General features: G+C 70.1%; 18 protein-coding genes. 10 read left to right on the forward strand and 8 right to left on the reverse strand.

From position 1 onward, the window contains the following. Positions 1 to 534 precede the first annotated feature (534 nt). Complete coding sequence (locus ACFWBB_RS24050) at positions 535 to 831, reverse strand: hypothetical protein (protein ID WP_385276063.1); 297 nt, start codon at positions 829 to 831, stop codon at positions 535 to 537. Continuing rightward, positions 824 to 1684, reverse strand: a complete 861-nt coding sequence (gene mca, locus ACFWBB_RS24055) for a mycothiol conjugate amidase Mca (RefSeq protein WP_385276176.1) — start codon at positions 1682 to 1684, stop codon at positions 824 to 826. The genes ACFWBB_RS24050 and mca overlap by 8 nt, the downstream gene beginning before the upstream one ends. Before the next feature lie 125 nt (positions 1685 to 1809). Here mca and ACFWBB_RS24060 point away from each other — a divergent pair, with 125 nt between their 5' ends. Next, positions 1810 to 2211 (forward strand): DUF4307 domain-containing protein, encoded by a 402-nt coding sequence (locus tag ACFWBB_RS24060; protein ID WP_385276066.1) that lies wholly within the window; start codon positions 1810 to 1812, stop codon positions 2209 to 2211. Between the two features lie 201 nt (positions 2212 to 2412). Beyond that, positions 2413 to 2913, forward strand: coding sequence for a transcription elongation factor GreA (greA, locus tag ACFWBB_RS24065; protein ID WP_385276069.1), 501 nt, complete (start codon positions 2413 to 2415; stop codon positions 2911 to 2913). A gap of 128 nt (positions 2914 to 3041) precedes the next feature. Here greA and ACFWBB_RS24070 read toward each other — a convergent pair whose 3' ends face one another. The 3 genes from ACFWBB_RS24070 to ilvA all read right to left on the reverse strand — a co-directional run bounded on the left by ACFWBB_RS24070 (position 3042) and on the right by ilvA (position 6395). Next, on the reverse strand, positions 3042 to 3905 hold the full coding sequence (locus ACFWBB_RS24070) for an ABC transporter permease (RefSeq protein ID WP_385276072.1): 864 nt from the start codon (positions 3903 to 3905) through the stop codon (positions 3042 to 3044). Next, positions 3902 to 4906: an ATP-binding cassette domain-containing protein gene (locus ACFWBB_RS24075; protein WP_385276075.1), complete on the reverse strand. Its 1005-nt coding sequence runs from the start codon at positions 4904 to 4906 to the stop codon at positions 3902 to 3904. The genes ACFWBB_RS24070 and ACFWBB_RS24075 overlap by 4 nt, the downstream gene beginning before the upstream one ends. A 259-nt stretch (positions 4907 to 5165) precedes the next feature. After that, positions 5166 to 6395 carry a threonine ammonia-lyase gene (gene ilvA / locus ACFWBB_RS24080; RefSeq protein ID WP_385276078.1) on the reverse strand — a complete coding sequence of 410 codons (1230 nt, stop codon included), beginning with the start codon at positions 6393 to 6395 and terminating at the stop codon, positions 5166 to 5168. Between the two features lie 163 nt (positions 6396 to 6558). On the opposite strand from ilvA, the gene ACFWBB_RS24085 reads away from it, so the two are divergent. From ACFWBB_RS24085 to ACFWBB_RS24095, 3 genes are all read left to right on the forward strand, one after another. Beyond that, positions 6559 to 7068: a MarR family winged helix-turn-helix transcriptional regulator gene (locus ACFWBB_RS24085; protein ID WP_385276081.1), complete on the forward strand. Its 510-nt coding sequence runs from the start codon at positions 6559 to 6561 to the stop codon at positions 7066 to 7068. A gap of 131 nt (positions 7069 to 7199) precedes the next feature. After that, on the forward strand, positions 7200 to 7712 hold the full coding sequence (locus tag ACFWBB_RS24090) for a sigma factor-like helix-turn-helix DNA-binding protein (RefSeq protein ID WP_385276084.1): 513 nt from the start codon (positions 7200 to 7202) through the stop codon (positions 7710 to 7712). Continuing rightward, positions 7709 to 7957 carry a hypothetical protein gene (locus ACFWBB_RS24095; RefSeq protein WP_385276087.1) on the forward strand — a complete coding sequence of 83 codons (249 nt, stop codon included), beginning with the start codon at positions 7709 to 7711 and terminating at the stop codon, positions 7955 to 7957. The genes ACFWBB_RS24090 and ACFWBB_RS24095 overlap by 4 nt, the downstream gene beginning before the upstream one ends. A 25-nt stretch (positions 7958 to 7982) precedes the next feature. Here the strand turns inward: ACFWBB_RS24095 and ACFWBB_RS24100 are convergent, their stop codons facing one another. Next, a complete protein-coding gene (locus ACFWBB_RS24100) occupies positions 7983 to 9137 on the reverse strand; it encodes a cystathionine gamma-synthase (RefSeq protein WP_385276090.1) in 1155 nt (384 codons plus the stop codon). 142 nt (positions 9138 to 9279) lie between these two features. On the opposite strand from ACFWBB_RS24100, the gene ACFWBB_RS24105 reads away from it, so the two are divergent. Both ACFWBB_RS24105 and ACFWBB_RS24110 read left to right on the forward strand, forming a co-directional pair. Further along, on the forward strand, positions 9280 to 10398 hold the full coding sequence (locus ACFWBB_RS24105) for a hypothetical protein (RefSeq protein WP_385276093.1): 1119 nt from the start codon (positions 9280 to 9282) through the stop codon (positions 10396 to 10398). Between the two features lie 221 nt (positions 10399 to 10619). Further along, positions 10620 to 10970 carry a hypothetical protein gene (locus ACFWBB_RS24110; RefSeq protein ID WP_385276096.1) on the forward strand — a complete coding sequence of 117 codons (351 nt, stop codon included), beginning with the start codon at positions 10620 to 10622 and terminating at the stop codon, positions 10968 to 10970. Between the two features lie 193 nt (positions 10971 to 11163). Here the strand turns inward: ACFWBB_RS24110 and manD are convergent, their stop codons facing one another. Further along, positions 11164 to 12408: a D-mannonate dehydratase ManD gene (gene manD, locus ACFWBB_RS24115; protein ID WP_385276099.1), complete on the reverse strand. Its 1245-nt coding sequence runs from the start codon at positions 12406 to 12408 to the stop codon at positions 11164 to 11166. A gap of 385 nt (positions 12409 to 12793) precedes the next feature. Then, positions 12794 to 14215, reverse strand: a complete 1422-nt coding sequence (locus ACFWBB_RS24120; RefSeq protein WP_385276102.1) for a gluconokinase, GntK/IdnK-type — start codon at positions 14213 to 14215, stop codon at positions 12794 to 12796. Positions 14216 to 14567: 352 nt separating this feature from the next. Between ACFWBB_RS24120 and ACFWBB_RS24125 the strand changes: the two genes are divergently transcribed. From ACFWBB_RS24125 to ACFWBB_RS24135, 3 genes are all read left to right on the forward strand, one after another. Continuing rightward, positions 14568 to 14819 carry a hypothetical protein gene (locus tag ACFWBB_RS24125; protein WP_385276105.1) on the forward strand — a complete coding sequence of 84 codons (252 nt, stop codon included), beginning with the start codon at positions 14568 to 14570 and terminating at the stop codon, positions 14817 to 14819. Between the two features lie 151 nt (positions 14820 to 14970). Then, positions 14971 to 15666, forward strand: coding sequence for a DUF4389 domain-containing protein (locus ACFWBB_RS24130; protein WP_385276108.1), 696 nt, complete (start codon positions 14971 to 14973; stop codon positions 15664 to 15666). Between the two features lie 72 nt (positions 15667 to 15738). Next, the gene (locus ACFWBB_RS24135) at positions 15739 to 16869 is read left to right on the forward strand and encodes a serine hydrolase domain-containing protein (protein WP_385276111.1); all 1131 of its coding nucleotides are present in this window, start codon (positions 15739 to 15741) and stop codon (positions 16867 to 16869) included. The last annotated feature ends 82 nt before the right edge of the window (positions 16870 to 16951 follow it).

Genomic DNA, 16951 nt, shown 5'->3' on the forward strand with positions numbered 1-16951 from the left:
CGCCGGTGCGCGGAAGTACCGCCGGGAGCGGAAAGGGGCCGGGGGGCGCTGGGGGCGCGAGGTGACGCCGACACACAGGGTCCCGTGCAGGGAAGAGCACCGAGTGCCGCCGGTGCGCGGAAGTACCGCCGGGAGCGGAAAGGGGCCGGGGGGCGCTGGGGGCGCGAGGTGACGCCGACACACAGGGTCCCGTGCAGGGAAGGGCACCGGGTGACGCCGGGGAGCGGAAGTGCCGCCGGGAGCGGAAAGGGGCTGGGTGGCGCTGGGGGCGCGAGGTGACGCCGACACACAGGGTCCCGTGCGGGGAAGGGCACCGGGTGACGCCGGGGAGCGGAAGTGCCGCCGAGGGGCGCGGCCGGGGTGTCCGGCTTGTGCGGGAACACGAGATGCCTGCGCCGGGTCGGCAGGATGGGGTGGCGCCGGGGGCGCGGGCGGTTCACCCGCTCCCGCCCGCGCTCCCCGTCGACGCCACCCCGTGCCGCCGCCCGCACACTCACCCGCCGGTCGTGCGGCCCGCGCCGTCGCGCACGCGTCTCACGACGTCGACGAGGGCTTCCCCGTCGTCGTCGCGGGCGTCGCGGACGTCGTGCCGGCCGCGGCCGCGGTCGTCGTCGCGCCCGCGGAGGTCTTCTCCGGGTCCGCCGGCTGTTTGAAGTCGACCTTGCCCATGTGCTTGCTCATGGACTTCATCAGGCCCCACACCGCCACCGCCATCGCCGCGAACACGATGAAGCCGAGGACGCCAGGGGTGACCTTGTTCTCGTCGACCTCCTTGGCCAGGGGGACGAGGTGCGTCATTGCCAGGCTCACGCTTGCGCTCATGTCAGGCATTGTCGCGGATGCCCGCAAAGAGGTCGTCCTCGGGGAGGGAGGTATCGACGCGGGACTTCGCGAGCTCGTACTCCTCCGTGGGCCAGACCTCCTTCTGGATCTCCATCGGCACCCGGAACCAGCCCCCGTCGGGGTCGATCTGCGTGGCGTGGGCGATCAGCGCCTTGTCGCGGATCTCGTAGAAGTCGGCGCACGGGACATGCGTGGTGAGCGTGCGCTCCTTCTGGCCGAACTCCTCCCAGCGCTTGAGCCACTCCCCGTAGGGGGACTCCAGACCGCGATCGAGCATCGCCTGGTGCAGCGCCTCGGTGCGGGGACGGTTGAAGCCCTGGTTGTAGTACAGCTTCAGCGGCCGGTAGGCGGGCCCGAACTCGCCCTCGGGATACTTCTCGGTGTCGTCCGCGCCCTCGAAGGCCACCATCGAGATCTTGTGGGTCATGATGTGGTCGGGGTGCGGGTAGCCGCCGTTCTCGTCGTAGGTGGTGATCACCTGAGGACGGAACGTACGGATCTGCTTCACCAGTTCACCGGCCGCCTTGTCGACGTCCTCCAGCGCGAAGCAGCCCTCGGGCAGCGGCGGCAGCGGGTCCCCCTCGGGCAGACCCGAGTCGACGAAGCCGAGCCACTCCTGCTTGACGCCGAGGATCTCGCGGGCCTCGTCCATCTCCTTCTTGCGTACCTCGTGGATGTGCTCCTCGATGTACTTGTCTCCCTGCAGCTTGGGATTGAGGATGGAGCCGCGCTCCCCGCCCGTGCAGGTCACCACCAGCACGTCCACCCCCTCGGACACGTACTTCGCCATGGTGGCCGCGCCCTTGCTCGACTCGTCGTCGGGGTGCGCGTGAACGGCCATCAGTCGCAGCTGGTCAGTCAAGACTCAATCCTCGGTAAGTCGGCGCCCGGTGTGAACCGGCGCGATCGCAGGCTTCTATAGTGACCGAATCGGGAGGCGAATAATTCCGCGCCGGGAGGACGATCATGAGTACGGCGAGCACGCGACCGCCCGAGGGCCGCTACGGCCGTTCCTCGGACGAGCGGGCCGACCACAAACTCAAGATCGTCGGCGCCGTGCTGGGCGCGCTCCTGCTCGCACTGATCGGCTACTTCGCCTACCACTACGTCGGTCAGAACAAGATCAGTGCCGAGGTGATCACCTTCAAGGCGACCTCGGGCGAGGCGGTGGAGCTCCACCTTGAGGTCCGCAAGGACTCGGGCGCGAGCGGCTACTGCACGGTGCGCTCACAGGCGGCCAACGGCACCGAGGTGGGCCGGGCGGACTTCCGCTTCTCCGGTTCGGACACCCGTATCGACCGGACGGTCACGCTGCGTACGACAGCGAAGGGCACGACGGCGGAACTGCTCGGCTGTCACGCCGACTGACGCCTACGGACATCAGGGCGCCCCCGCGAGAGGCATCCTCCGCAATACGTACGCGCTGACCTGCGTCGACGTAATTCTGATGGCTTATGTCCTCCCCCTTCGGCCACTGAATTGTTAGGCTCGTGGTTTCGCCCATCACCTGAGGAACATGCTTCCGGGAGGGCGATGCTGTGTATTTCCCAGTACCGACGAGGAGCACCTGTGACCCAGACCAGCGAGTCCGTCACCTGGCTGACCCAGGAGGCGTACAACAAGCTCAAGGTCGAGCTTGAGTACCTTACTGGTCCTGCGCGCACGGAGATCGCCGCCAAGATCGCGGCCGCGCGCGAGGAGGGGGACCTGCGCGAGAACGGTGGGTACCACGCGGCAAAGGAGGAGCAGGGCAAGCAGGAGCTCCGTGTGCGCCAGCTGACCCAGCTTCTCGACAACGCCAAGGTCGGCGAGGCCCCGACGTCCACGGACGGCGCGGTGGCGCCCGGCATGGTCGTGACCATCGCCTTCGACGGCGACGAGGACGACACCACGACGTTCCTGCTCGCCTCACGCGAGTACGCGAGCTCCGACATCGAGACCTACTCGCCGCAGTCCCCGCTGGGCACCGGCGTGATCGGCCACAAGGTCGGCGAGGACGCGGAGTACGAGCTGCCCAACGGCAAGAAGGCCTCCGTGCGCATCCTCAAGGCCGAGCCCTACAGCGACTGACCGGCCACTGTCCGTCGCCCTTGCTGTGACCGCCCCCGGCGCCCGCGCCGCCGGGGGCTTCGTCATGTCACGCACCTCGTCCTGTCACGCACTTCGTCCTGTCAGGGCTTCTGCGGGCCCGCACCCGCTCACGCTGTCGCCGAGCGGTATTTGCGGACCGCCAGCGTCCGGAAGATCACGATGATCAGCACGGAGTAGATCAGCGAGGCCCAGACCGGGTGCTGCATGGGCCAGGCGTCGGACGGTGACTGGCCGGGGTTGGCGAAGAGCACCCGGCAGGCCTGGACGGTGGCACTGAACGGGTTCCACTCGGCGATGTGGCGCAGCCAGGGCGTCATGTTGCTGGTGTCCACGAACGCGTTGGATATGAAGGTCACCGGGAAGAGCCAGATCAGTCCGCCGGAGGTGGCCGCCTCGGGGGTGCGGACGCTCAGGCCGATCAGCGCACCGATCCAGGTGAACGCGTAGCCGAGCAGGAGCAGCAGCCCGAAGGCGCCCAGCACCCGGGCGGCGTTGGTGTCGCCGTCGGAGCCGACCCGCCAGCCGACCAGGAGCGCGACCACCGCCAGGACCAGCAGCGTGAGCGCCGTCTGCACGAGGTCGGCGAAGGTGCGGCCGGTGAGCACCGCGCCGCGTGCCATGGGCAGGGAGCGGAAGCGGTCGATGAGGCCCTTGTGCATGTCGTCGGCGATGCCCGCGCCGGCTCCGGCGGTGGCGAAGGTGACGGTCTGCGCGAAGATTCCGGCCATCAGGAAGTTCGTGTAGGCGGTGGCGCTCGTGCTGCCGCCGATCTTCATGGACCCGCCGAAGACGTAGGTGAACAGCACCACGAACATGATCGGCTGGATGAGTCCGAAAATGACCATCTCCGGGATGCGGGACATCCGGATCAGGTTGCGCTGCGCGACGACCAGCGAGTCACGGACGGACTGTCCGATCGGGTTCGCGGGCTTGGGCGCCGCGCCGCGTACGGCGTCGGTGACGGCACTCATTCGGCGGTCTCCCTCTCGCTCTGTCCGTTTCGTCGGTTCGCTTCGGTCTCGTCGGCCTTCAGCTCGGCCACGTGTCCCGTCAGGGACAGGAAGACGTCGTCCAGGGTGGGACGGCGCAGGCCTATGTCGTCGATCTCGATGCCGCGGGTGTCGAGCTCACGGATGACCTCGGCGAGGAGCTTGGCGCCGCCCGCGACGGGCACGGTGAGCTTGCGGGTGTGCTGCTCGACGGTGGTCTCGCCCTTGCCGAAGCCGGCCAGTATCCCGGCGGTCGTGGCGATGTGTTCGCGGTCGTGCACGACGACCTCCACGCGCTCTCCGCCGGTGCGGGCCTTGAGCTGGTCGGAGGTTCCGCGGGCGATGACCCGGCCGTGGTCGACGACCGCGATGTCGTGCGCGAGATGGTCGGCCTCTTCGAGGTACTGCGTGGTGAGCAGCAGTGTCGTACCGCCGGAGACGAGGCGCTTGATCACCTCCCACAGCATCTGGCGGTTGCGCGGGTCGAGGCCGGTCGTCGGCTCGTCCATGAACATCACGGGCGGGGAGACGACCAGTGCGGCGGCCAGGTCGAGGCGGCGGCGCATGCCTCCGGAGTAGGTCTTGGCGGTGCGGTCGGCGGCGTCCGCGAGGTCGAACTGCTCGAGGAGCTCGGCGGCCCGGGTCTTCGCCGCGCGGGCCTTCATCTGGTAGAGCCGGCCGACCATCTGGAGGTTCTCACGGCCGGTGAGGTATTCGTCGACCGCCGCGAACTGGCCCGACAGGCCGATGGAGCGGCGCACCTCGTTGGGGTGTTTGAGCACGTCGAGGCCGGCGACCACGGCCCGGCCGCGGTCGGGGCGCAGGAGCGTGGTCAGGCAGCGGACCGTGGTGGTCTTGCCCGCGCCGTTCGGTCCGAGCAGGCCCAGCACCGTGCCCTCGGGAACGTCCAGGTCCACGCCGTCCAGAGCCTTTACGTCGCCGAAGGTCTTCACCAGGCCTTCGGCGTAGATGGCACCTGGCATATCAGTCTCCACGTCGTTGAGGATTCTTCGAAAAGCCTAGGATTGTGCGTTTCGTTCCGCCCGATGAGACGTGGGGGGAGGGGCGTGACACACACCATAACGCGATGTATCGCGTCTCACAATGGTCTTTCCCGAACGAGTGAGGAAGAGGGCACCGACCGCGCACGGACCTCGGCAGACTCCCGACGGAACCTCCAACGGGACTCCGACGGGACCTCCGACCGAACTTCCGACGGATTTCCCGAAGCCCCCTTCGGCTTCAGTCGATGACGGTGTATCCGGCGTCGCGCAGGGCCAGGCCGACTTCGGCGCAGTGCGCCGGCCCCTTGGTCTCCAGGTGCAGTTCGACCTCCGCCTCGGTCAGCCCGAGCCGGGGGTCGGTCCGCAGATGGCTCACGTCCAGGACGTTGGCGTCCACCACTGACAACGCCCCCAGAAGTGTGGCAAGGGCGCCCGGCCGGTCCGTCAGCCGCAGGCGTACGGCCAGGTAGCGGCCCTGCGCCGCCATGCCGTGCCGCAGGACGCGCTCCATCAGCACCGGGTCCACGTTGCCACCGGACAGCACCGCGACGACCGGGCCCTCGAAGGCGCCGGGCGCGCTGAGCAGCGCGGCCACCGGGCTCGCCCCGGCCGGCTCGACGACCAGCTTGGCCCGCTCCAGGCAGAGCAGCAGCGCGGCCGCCAGCTCGTCCTCCGTCACCGTGCGCACCTCGTCCACCAGCTCGCCGACGAGGGAGAACGGCACGTCACCGGGCCGGCCGACCTTGATGCCGTCGGCCATCGTCGCCGGGTTGCGGAGCGACACCGGCCGCCCGGCCGCCAGCGAGGGCGGGTACGCCGCGGCCCCCGCCGCCTGCACCCCGACGATCCGCACGTCGGGCCGCAGCGCCTTCACCGCGACCGCGATGCCCGCCGCCAGTCCCCCGCCGCCGATCCCGACGACGATCGTGCGTACCTCAGGGCACTGCTCCAGGATCTCCAGGCCGACCGTGCCCTGCCCCGCGATGATGTCGGGGTGGTCGAAGGGGTGGATGAACACCGCTCCCGTCGCGGTCGCGTACTCCTGCGCCGCGGCCAGTGTCTCGTCGACCACCTGACCGTGCAGGCGCACCTCGGCGCCGTACTCACGGGTGGCGCTGATCTTCGGCAGCGGGGCGCCCTGCGGCATGAACACCGTGGAGCGCACGCCCAGCACCGTCGAGGCCAGCGCCACGCCCTGCGCGTGGTTGCCCGCGCTGGCGGCCACGACCCCGGCGGCCCGCTCCTCGGGGAGCAGCCCGGCGATCCGCACGTACGCGCCGCGCAGCTTGAACGACCCCGTCCGCTGGAGGTTCTCGCACTTGAAGTGCACCGGCGCCCCGACCAGCTGGGTCAGGTGCCTGCTGCCCTCCATCGCGGTCGTCCGCGCCACGCCCGACAGCATCTTCTGAGCTCCTCGCACATCGTCGAGGGTGACGGGGCGCAAGGAGTCAGCCGTGCGGTAGCTCATGACACCAGCATCGCAGTTCACAGGCGGGAACGACCGCTGTGACCAACCTCCGAGACCGGTTTCCGCAGCGCCGGTACGACCCGCCTTCCGGCCGCGTACTCTGTCCCCCATTCCAGCAGCCCCTTCATGAAGTGAGCCCCCGGCCATGCCCACAACACCTGAAATGTCGATGGACATGACGACCGTCGGTGACAGCGGTCTTCTCGACACGCTGCAGCACGAGGTCGCGGTGTTCGCCCGGCGTGCCGAGCAGACCCGGCTCGGTGGCGTCGGGCAGGTGCGCAACTCCATGGACCGCGCCGCGTACCTGCTGCTCAACCGTCTCGACAAGGAAGGCCCGATGGGCGTCAAGGCGCTCGCCGCGAGCATGGGCATCGACTCGTCCACCGTCACCCGGCAGGTGGCTCCGCTCGTCGACACCGGCCTGGTCAAGCGGACCTCGCACCCCGAGGACGGCCGGGCCGTGGTGCTCCAGCTGTCCCCGCGCGGCCAGTCCCGGCTGGAGGAAGTACGGTCCTCCCGGCGTCAGTTGATGGCCGAACTGACGGACGACTGGGCACCGCAGGAGCGCGAGGTGTTCTGCTCGCTCCTCACCCGCTTCAACACCGCCCTGTCCTCCCGGATGTCGGCCCAGGGCGTACCGGGCACGGAGCCGTCGTCGGCCGCTTCCTGAACCGGGCGCACGCGTGTGTGGTGACTTTCCGGCGGGGGTGCGCGGCTCTTGACCGAAAGCCCGCCCCTGGCCTCATATGAGACCGGGGCATATGGCGCTCCAGGGGGACGCCGTCAGGCGGGAGGCTCGGTGTGCGAGAGAGTCGTGCGGCCCAGGACACCCGCCGGGCACGGGACTTCGAGGCGTTCGTCGCCGGAGCGGGCGGGCGGCTGCTGCACGCCGCCACACTGCTCACGGCCGAGGCCGCGGACGCCAACCCGCGCGCGCGGCGCCTGCTGACGCTCGCCCTCGCGCACACGTACGCGTGCTGGGACCGGCTGCACGGCGAGGACCCGTACAACCGGGCCCGTGAGTACCTGGCCACCCGCTTCGCCCACGGGGCCTGGTACCGGTACGGCGCCCTGCCCCTCGGTCGCGCCCGCCCGCACCCCGCCACCGCCCCGCTGGCCCGGCTCACTCCCCAGGAACGCCTCGTGCTGGTCCTGCGGCTCTACGAGGGCGTCGCCGAGGAACAGGTGGCGGCCCTGCTCGGGCTGCCCACGGAGCGCGTCCGCACGGTCTGCGACCGGGCCATGGCGACCCTTCTGCATCCGCCGCGGGGCCCGGCGCCCGCGGTACGGCGAGCGAAGGCGTCGGCGTCGTGAACCGGCCCGAGCGGGAGGCCGCCGTACGCCGGATCATGGAGCGGCCGGCGCCGCACGTGCCGACCGAGCTCCATACGGACGTCGTACGCCGGGGAAGCCGCATCCTGCGCCGCCGGACGATCGCCCGGCGGCTGCTGTGGCTGCTGCTGTGCGCGGCCACGGTGGCGTTCGTGGTCTGGGCGTCGGTGGCCCGGCCGTGGGTGGAGCCGCCGTCGCAGACGACTCCACCGCTCACCGGCTGGTGATTCCCCCGGGCCGGCTGCCGGCGATCTAGCCGAGCGCCTGCTGGAGGTCCGCGAGGAGATCGTCGATGTTCTCGATGCCGACGGAGAGCCGGACGAGGTCACCGGGGACCTCCAGCGCCGAGCCGGCCACGGACGCGTGCGTCATGCGTCCCGGGTGCTCGATGAGGGACTCGACGCCGCCCAGCGACTCGCCGAGCGTGAAGACCTTGGCACGGTTGCAGACCTCGACGGCCGCCTCTTCGCCGCCGGTGACCTGGAAGGAGATCATGCCGCCGAACGCCCGCATCTGCTTGGCCGCGACCTCGTGACCGGGGTGCTCCGGCAGACCCGGGTACAGCACGTTCGTCACGCGCGCGTGACGGGTCAGCATCTCGGCGACCTTGGTGGCGTTCTCGCTGTGCCGGTCCATGCGCACCGACAGTGTCTTGGTGCCGCGCAGCACCAGCCAGGAGTCGAAGGGCCCGGCGACCGCGCCCATCGCGTTCTGGTGGTACGCCAGCTCCTCTCCCAGCTCCGCGTCGGCGGTGATCAGCGCGCCGCCGACGACGTCCGAGTGGCCGCCCATGTACTTGGTCAGGGAGTGCACCACGACGTCCGCGCCGAGCGCCAGGGGCTGCTGGAGGTACGGCGTGGCGAAGGTGTTGTCGACGACGAGACGGGCGCCCGCCTCCCTCGCTACCTGGGCGACGGCGGCGATGTCGGTGATGCCGAGGAGCGGGTTGGAGGGGGTCTCCACCCACACCGCCTTGGTCTTCGGGGTGATCGCGGCCCGTACGGCGGAGGGATCGCTGGTGTCGGCGACCGACCACTCCACTCCCCAGCGGGCGACGACCTTCGCGAAGAGCCGGAACGTGCCGCCGTAGGCGTCGTTCGGGATGACCACGTGGTCGCCGGGGCTGAGCAGCGTACGCAACAGGCAGTCCTCGGCCGCCAGTCCGGAAGCGAACGCGAGGCCTCGGCGGCCGCCTTCGAGGGCGGCGAGGTTCTCCTCGAGGGCGGTCCTGGTCGGGTTGGCGCTGCGGCTGTACTCGTAGCCGCCGCGCAGGCCGCCGACGCCGTCCTGCTTGTAGGTCGAGACCTGGTAGATCGGCGGGACCACCGCGCCGGTGAGGGGATCGGCGGTGTTGCCCGCGTGGATCGCGAGGGTCTCGAAGTGCTGACTGATGTGCCTGTCGCTCATGGGCACCGAGCGTAGTCCGCTCGCGGGCCTGGTGCGGGACGGCGGCAGCGTGCGGGCGGAGGCGGACGGTCCGCCGCGGACGTTTTCCACAGGTGCGGGGGCGGGTTGGCCAATTGTCGGCGCGGTCTGGTTCGCTTGTGGCATGGAGATTCTGTTCGTCCTGGTCGCGCTGCTCATGGTCGGCTTCGTGCTGCTGCCGTTCCTGCGGCGCAGGCGCGGCATGATCGAGCAGGTCCCGGCGGACCACCCTGACGCAGCGGACCCGGCGACCTACGGCTTCGTGCGCACGGAGGAACTGGACATCCGTATGCCCGGCCCCGACCAGGACCTGCTGGACGTGCTGGACGTGGTGCAGCACACGCAGGACTACCGGGCCGCGCAGCAGCTGCTGGCCGGCACGGGCACGGAGGGCGAGCTGCGCTGGCAGCGCGTGCAGGCCTTCGCGGGCGCGGCGGCGCTGGAGCTCCAGCAGCGGCCGGGCGGTGTCGGCGAGACACCGGGCGGGCAGTGGCTGCGGGTCTGGCGCGCGGAGGCGCCGAAGGACGCGGGCGGTGCGGCGGTGCACGCCGAGTTCCTGGTGCAGCAGGCGTGGCGGACTTCGGCCCGGGGCACGGACGACTTCCGGATCATCATGGAGGAGGCGAAGGACGCCTGCGGCCAGGCGGCGCTGCTGTCTCCGGATGACCCGGTCCCGTACATCGTCGAGCTGTCGGTGGCCCGCGGTCTGCAGTACTCACAGAAGGAGTTCGAGCAGCTCTGGCTGCAGATCCTGGACCGCGCCCCCGCGCACATGGGGGCGCACCTGGCGGCCCTGCACTACTGGTGCGAGAAGTGGCACGGCTCGCGCGAACTGGCGTACTCGTTCGCGGAGGCGGCAGCGGCGAGAGCGCCCCGGGGCTCGCTGCTCGCGGCCATGCCCCTCTTCGCGGTCTTCGAGCACCTCCCGGAGGTGAACCTGGTCCGCGGCTTCTACGAGAGCGAGGTCGTGACGAAGGCGATGCACGGCGCGCTGTTCGCGGTGCACGCGGCCCGTCCCGACGACCCGATGCTGGCGCACGTCCGCCATCTGCTGATCTTCTTCCTGGTGCGCTCCGAGCGCTGGTCGGAGGCGATGAACCAGCTCGTCCACGTGGACGGCCATGTGGGCGCCCTCCCGTGGACCCTCTCCCCCGACCCGGCCGGCGAGTTCGCGGTCTACCGCGCGCTGGCGGTGGCGGGCTACGAGGCGAACGGCGGCAGCCCGGCGACGCTGCCGCACTGAGCTGCCGCACCCTCCTGGGCAATGGCCGCGCGCGTCCGGCCGGACTTGAGCGCACATACTCAACGCAGGCTGAGTAGACGCTGAGCAAACCCATCGGATCGCTCTCTCCTCCCGTCGCGCCACCGTTCGAGACGGCCTGAACGCTGCCTGCCCGGCGCTGGTTCCGCCGCCGGAGTCGTGCGGCGGGGAACCGGCGCGGTCGGCTGATCGTCCTGCAGGGCATGCCTTCCGCTCTCATTCTCGGGTTCGATCCGCACGCAGTGCCCGGTATGGACGGGGACGCCATGCGCGCGGTCCTGGACAGGGAACTGGTCCGTTTCGGCGAACATGCCATCGACGCGTCCATGACGCTGCTCGCACCGGACGAATCAGCCGGGTCCGCGGTGGTCGCGGCGCTGTCCGAGCGCGCCTGGGACGTCGTCGTGATCGGGGGTGGAATACGCAAGCCCGAACCACTTCTGACGTTCTTCGAGCTGGTCGTGAACCTGGTTCGGCAACATGCACCGGATGCCGCGATCGCGTTCAACACCAGCGGCGGTGACAGCGTCGAAGCAGCGAAGCGGTGGCTGTGAGCTCCAGCCGCAGGCGTGTGCCTTGTGCCGTGTGCCGTGTTCGAGTGGGGATGTGCTGCCGGACAGCCGGCGGCAGTCACAGCACAGGCTCGGCGCGACGGGCGTCGCATGACGGTGGACCTGGAGCGCACCGAGGGTGGCAACTCTCGCCCCTGGGGATCCACTCGGTCTCCGACGAGCCGGGCAGCGCGTGTCACCAGTCGTGCACGGTTCCGTCCGCCAGCCTGTTGACCGGCAGGTACGCCGGCTCGTACGGGAAGTGGCGCGCCGCCTCGGTGTCGAGTTCGACTCCCAGTCCCGGGGTGTCGGACGGGTGCAGCAGTCCGTCCTCGAACCGGAACGAGGTGCGGAATACCTCCAGCGTCCGCTCGGAGTGCTGCATGTACTCCTGGATGCCGAAGTTGTGGATGGCCAGGTCCAGGTGGAGGGCTGCGGCCATGCCCACCGGGGAGATGTCGGTCGGACCGTGCATCCCGGACCTGACGCCGTAGACGTCCGCGAGATCGAGCAGTTTCTTCATGGCGGTGACCCCACCGGTGTGGGTGACCGCGGACCGCACGTAGTCGATCAGCCGCTCGCCGAGCAACGTGGTGTAGTCGTACACCGAGTTGAAGACCTCACCGATCGCCAACGGTGTCGTCGTGTGCTGCCGGATCAGGCGCAGCGCCGCCTGATCCTCGGCAGGTGTCGCGTCCTCCAGCCAGAACAGGTCGTACGGTTCCAGCGCCTTGCCCAGCTGAGCGGCCTGGATCGGCGTCATCCGGTGGTGTCCGTCGTGCAGCAGCGGCAGTTCGGGACCGAACTCCGCGCGGACGGCCTCGAAGACGGACGGCATGTGCCGCAGATACGCGCGGGTGTCCCAGGTCTCCACCGCCGGGACGGGCCGTCCGCCGACGGCGGCTCGGCGCGCGGGCTCGTAGTCGTAACGCTCTCCACCCCGCGCGCCCGAAGCGGCCACCCCGTACACCGAGTCCAGGCCGGGTATGCCGCTCTGGACGCGTATCGCGCGGTAGCCCAGCTCCAGATGCGCACGCACGGAGTCGAGCAGTTCGGGCACATCTCGGCCCGAGGCGTGCCCGTAGGCCATGGCTCCGCAACGGGACGCGCCACCGAGGAGCTGGTACAGCGGCATCCCGGCGCTCTTGGCCTTGATGTCCCACAGCGCCGTGTCGACCGCCGCGACGGCCGCCATGGTCACGGGGCCGCGCCGCCAGTAGGCGCCCCGGTAGAGGTACTGCCAGGTGTCCTCGATGCGCGAGGCGTCGCCTCCGAGGATCAGAGGGACGACATGGTTGTCCAGATAGGACTGCACGGCCAGTTCGCGGCCGTTCAGCGTGGCGTCGCCGAGGCCGGTGATGCCGTCCTCGGTGGTGATGCGCAGAGTGACGAAGTTCCGTCCCGGGCTGGTGACGATCACCTCGGCGGACACAATCCGCATGACAGGTCCCCTCTCATCGGTCGGGTCGATCGATCGGTCGGTCGGATCAAGCGATCAGGATCAGTCGATGGGTCGGATCAATCGGTCGAGATCAATCGATTGGTCGGATCAATCGGTCGGCGTCAGACGGGCAGCACCGACCCGTCGGCATCGGACAGGCAGGGCAGGTCCGTCGGCATCGAGCAGGCAGTGCAGCACCGACCCGTCGGCATCGAGCCGGCACGGCAGGACCGACCCATCAGCATCGAGCCGGCACGGCAGGACCGATCCGTCGGCATCCGTCGATCAGGGCCCGTCCGTTGGCGTCAAACCGGCAGGGTCCGTCGCGGGCGCTCTCGTTCGGCCTCGCGATCCGAGTCCGAGTCCGAGTCCGGGTGGGGTCGTCTCAGCGTGAGCGCGTGCGCCGGGCCAGTTCGGTCTGGACCTCGGCGACGATGCGTTCGACGGGCAGGGTCGCGTCGACCGTCATGCCGACCTCGTCCTCCTGGAGTGGTTCGAGGTCCTCGAACTGTGAGGACACCAAGGAGGCGGGCATGTAGTGCGCCTCCCTGGCGGCCACGCGGGCGGTGGCCTCGTCCTGGTCGAGTACCAGGTGCACGAAGAACGCGTCGGCGCGGGCCACCCGCAGCATCTCGCGGTAGATGCGTCTCAGGGCCGAGCACGTGACCACCAGCCCCTCCTCCGAGCCCGCGGCCCGCATGCGGCCCGCGACGGCGGCCAGCCACGGACTGCGGTCACGGTCGTCGAGACGGTCGCCGCGCTTCATCGACTCCACGTTGCGTCCGGGATGGAAGCGGTCCCCCTCCTCGAAGGGCACTCTGAGCGACTCCGCCAGGTACTGGCCCGCGGTGGACTTGCCGCACCCGGTCACCCCCATGACGACGACGGGGGCGCGCCGAGCCCGGATCAACGCGGCCATGGCGTCCTGGAAGCCGTCCCGGCGGGCGGTAGGCAGGCCGTTCACGTTGAACTGGTCGAGTCCCGCCCGCAGATGGTCGAGCACGGCGGGATCCTGCAACCGTCCGCCCCGGATCTCGGCGAGGATGGCCTCCGCGAAGGCCTCCGACGCCGTCGCCAGGCCCTGGTCGACGGCGTAGGCCAGCCCCATGTGCAGCCACATGGCGATCGGCTCGGGCCGTGTGGGATAGCTCTGTACGGTGTCGGCCCCGACGACGGCCCGCGCCGGCATGACCAAATCGGCGTCCTCGTCACCGCCCGTCCAGTCCCGTTCGATCCGGTGGTTCAACGCCATGACGACCGGGTGGGAAAGCCGTAGGAACAGCTCGTTGCGCGAGCCGGCCAGCAGGGTGCGGTGGAAGGCGGCGTCGACGTCCCGGAAGCGCTGCCGGATCGCGGCTCCCGCGCGCGGCTGCGCGAAATCCGGTTCCTCACTGAGGGCCAGCAGAGTGCGGGCTCGGCTGGTCAGATCGTGGCAGACCTCCGCGGACCTGCTCAGCGCCGCCAGCCTGGCCGCCCGGGGCTCGATCACCTCCCGCAGCTCGGTGAGCGACCGCATCTGGCTGTCGGGGGCCACCTCCAGACGCCACGCGATCACGTCGGGGTCCAGCAGGTCCCAGCATTGCAGCGCCTGAACGGTGGCTCCGATCCGCGGCTGCAGATTGACCAGGCCCTTCTGATGCAGCGTCTGCAGTGCCTCGCGTGCCATGGGCCGGGTGATCCCGAACTCCTGCATGACGGCGTCGACGGTCAGGTGCTGGTCGCGCGGCTTGCCCCCCTCCACGATCTGACAGCCCAGCAGTTCCACCACCTTGGCGGTGGAACCCCTCAGCGCGTCCTCGGAATCCACGCGAGCGTCTAATTCAGGACCAGTCATGGCATAAACGCTAGGTCACAACGCCCTTCTGGTCAGCAGTCGTGTCCATGCGTGAGGAAGCGCGTGGGAGCCCAATGGGCGCACACCGGAGCGCGTTGTCGCCCGCTTTCACTCTTTCGTGCCCCTCTCCGGCAGCCGATGACACATCAGAAGGCTTCTCTGATACCGCTCATACGCTTACGGTGGTTCTCATTCGAGAGGTTTCGGTGGCGCCGGCACCGGCCGAGGTGAGCCGCAACTGAGGTCACCCGGTCGGCGTCAGCGCGCGGCAGCCGCCGGCTCGGGGCTGCCTCGTCCCATCCTGACGCAGCCGCAGGAGTGCCCCATGTCCGAACCGGCCTCACCCACGCCGCCCTCACCACCGCCGTCACCCCCGCCCCCGCCCCCGTGGCCGTCGCCGTCGCCGTCGCCGGAGCGGCTGTCCTTACGCTGGGCTCTGATTCTTCTGGCCGCGGTGGTGGCGGGGCTGCTGGCGGGTCTGCTGACCTACGCCCAGTCGGGCAACTGGCCCGGATCACTCATGGCGGCGCTCGGCGCGAGCGGCGCTGCGCTCGTGGGCCTCCCGCTGCTGCTCTGAAGCGAGACGGAGCCGTCCCCCGCGAGGGAATCAGCCCGGTCGCAGCCTGCCGCTTCGTGTGCGAGCCTGAATTCATGATCAGGAAACCACCTGGCCGCCGGCCCGTCCGGGCGAGAACCGGGACGGGGACGCTCGAGAGGGGCTGATCCACATGAATCCGGTCGCCGGGTCACCTGTGCGTATCGAGGCGTTTCTCGATCCACGGCCGTCCAGATGGCTGTGGCTGGTGAAATGGCTCCTCGCCGTCCCGCACTACATCGTGCTGTTCTTCCTGTGGATCGCGTTCTCCTTCGTGACCTTCGTAGCGTTCTTCGCCATCCTGTTCACCGGCCGGTATCCCCGCTCGCTCTTCGACTTCAACGTCGGCGTCATGCGCTGGAACTGGCGGGTCAGTTACTACGCCCACACCGTGCTCGGCACCGACCGTTATCCGCCGTTCACGCTTGCCGAGGTGGCCGACTACCCGGCGCATTTCGACGTCGTCTATCCCGAGCGCCTGTCCCGGGGCCTGGTCCTGGTGAAGTGGTGGCTGCTGGCGATTCCGCAGTACATCGTCGTCGGGATGTTCGTCGGCGACTGGGGATGGGGCTGGGGAGGGTCGGACCGCTGGCACGGCGGCGGCCTGGTCTACTTCCTCTCGTTCGTCGCCGTGATCATTCTGGCGGCCACCGGCCGTTACCCGGTTCACCTCTTCGACTTCCTGCTCGGGCTGGCCCGCTGGGTCGCGCGGGTGGCCGCCTACGCGGCGCTGATGACCGACGCGTACCCGCCGTTCCGCCTCGACATGGGCGCCCAGGCCACCCCGCCCCCGCTGACCAGGACCTCGGCGGGCGATCCCGGACGGTAGACGCGGCCGGACGGCACCCGCGGGACGAATTTCGGTTGCCACGGGTGGTTCGGTGGGGGCTGAATGGCGGGCATGGCTGACATTCGGGGCTCGTACGACGGTCTGTTCACCGCCGTGCCCACCGCACTGGCCGCGCAACTGGACGGCGGAGACCTGGGCGGCTCGGTGGCCGTCTTCGTGGACGGTGAGCCGGTGGTGGACGTCTGGGGCGGGTTCGCCGACGCGGCGCGCGAAGTCCCGTGGCAGCGGGACACGATCGCCAACGTCTGGTCCGTCACGAAGACGATGACGGCGCTCTGCGCGCTGGTGCTGGCCGACCGGGACGAACTCGAACTGGACGCGCCGGTTGCCCGGTACTGGCCGGAGTTCGCCGCGGCGGGCAAGGAGGCGGTGCTGGTACGGCACCTGCTCTCGCACACCGCGGGTCTGCCCGACTGGGACGGCCCGGTGGCGGAGATCTACGACTGGCCGGCCGCGACGGCCCGGCTGGCCGCGCAGGCCCCGCAGTGGGAGCCGGGCACCGCGGCCGGGTACCACTCGCTCACCCAGGGATTCCTCGTGGGCGAGGTCGTGCGCCGGATCACCGGCCGGAGCCCGGGTGAGTTCTTCGCCGACGAGATCGCCGGACCGCTGGGCGCGGACTTCCACATGGGGCTGCCGGCCGGGCACGATCACCGAGTGGCTCCGACGGTCCCGCCGCCGTCCCGGGACGAGGACTACGTCGCGGGCTCGGCGGCCGGCGACACGGCCAGGGCCGCCCCGGCTTCGGCCACCGCCCCGACCGCGATCCGGCTCCGCGACGGCAACAGCGTGGCCTGGCGCCGGGCGCAGATCCCGGCGGCGAGCGGCTTCGGCAACGCCCGCTCGATCGCCCTCGTCCAGTCGGCGATGGCCTGCGGGGGTTCGGTGCGTGGGGTGCGGCTGCTGTCGCGGGCGGGCTGTGACCGCGCCTGGGAGGAGCAGTTCAGCGGTGAGGACCGTGTCCTGGGCATGCCGATCAGCTGGGGCCTGGGGTACGGGAGGTTCGGCGGCACCTACGGGTGGGGCGGCTGGGGCGGCTCGACGGTCATGATCGAACCCGAGGGCCGCACGGTGGTGGCGTACGTGACCAATCAGATGCGGGAACCCGCGAAGGACACCCGGGGACTGGACATCCTGATGGCCGCCTACGACGGTCTCAAGGGGCTCCAGGCCGATGTCTGAAGCGCACACCGGCCGCCCGGCCGCCCTTCGTGAGTCACTTGCCCGAGTCGTCCATGAGTCCAGGGGGAAACGCGCGTGAGCA

Origin of the sequence: Streptomyces sp. NPDC060000 (assembly GCF_042737375.1) — a bacterium.
GTDB lineage: Bacteria > Actinomycetota > Actinomycetes > Streptomycetales > Streptomycetaceae > Streptomyces.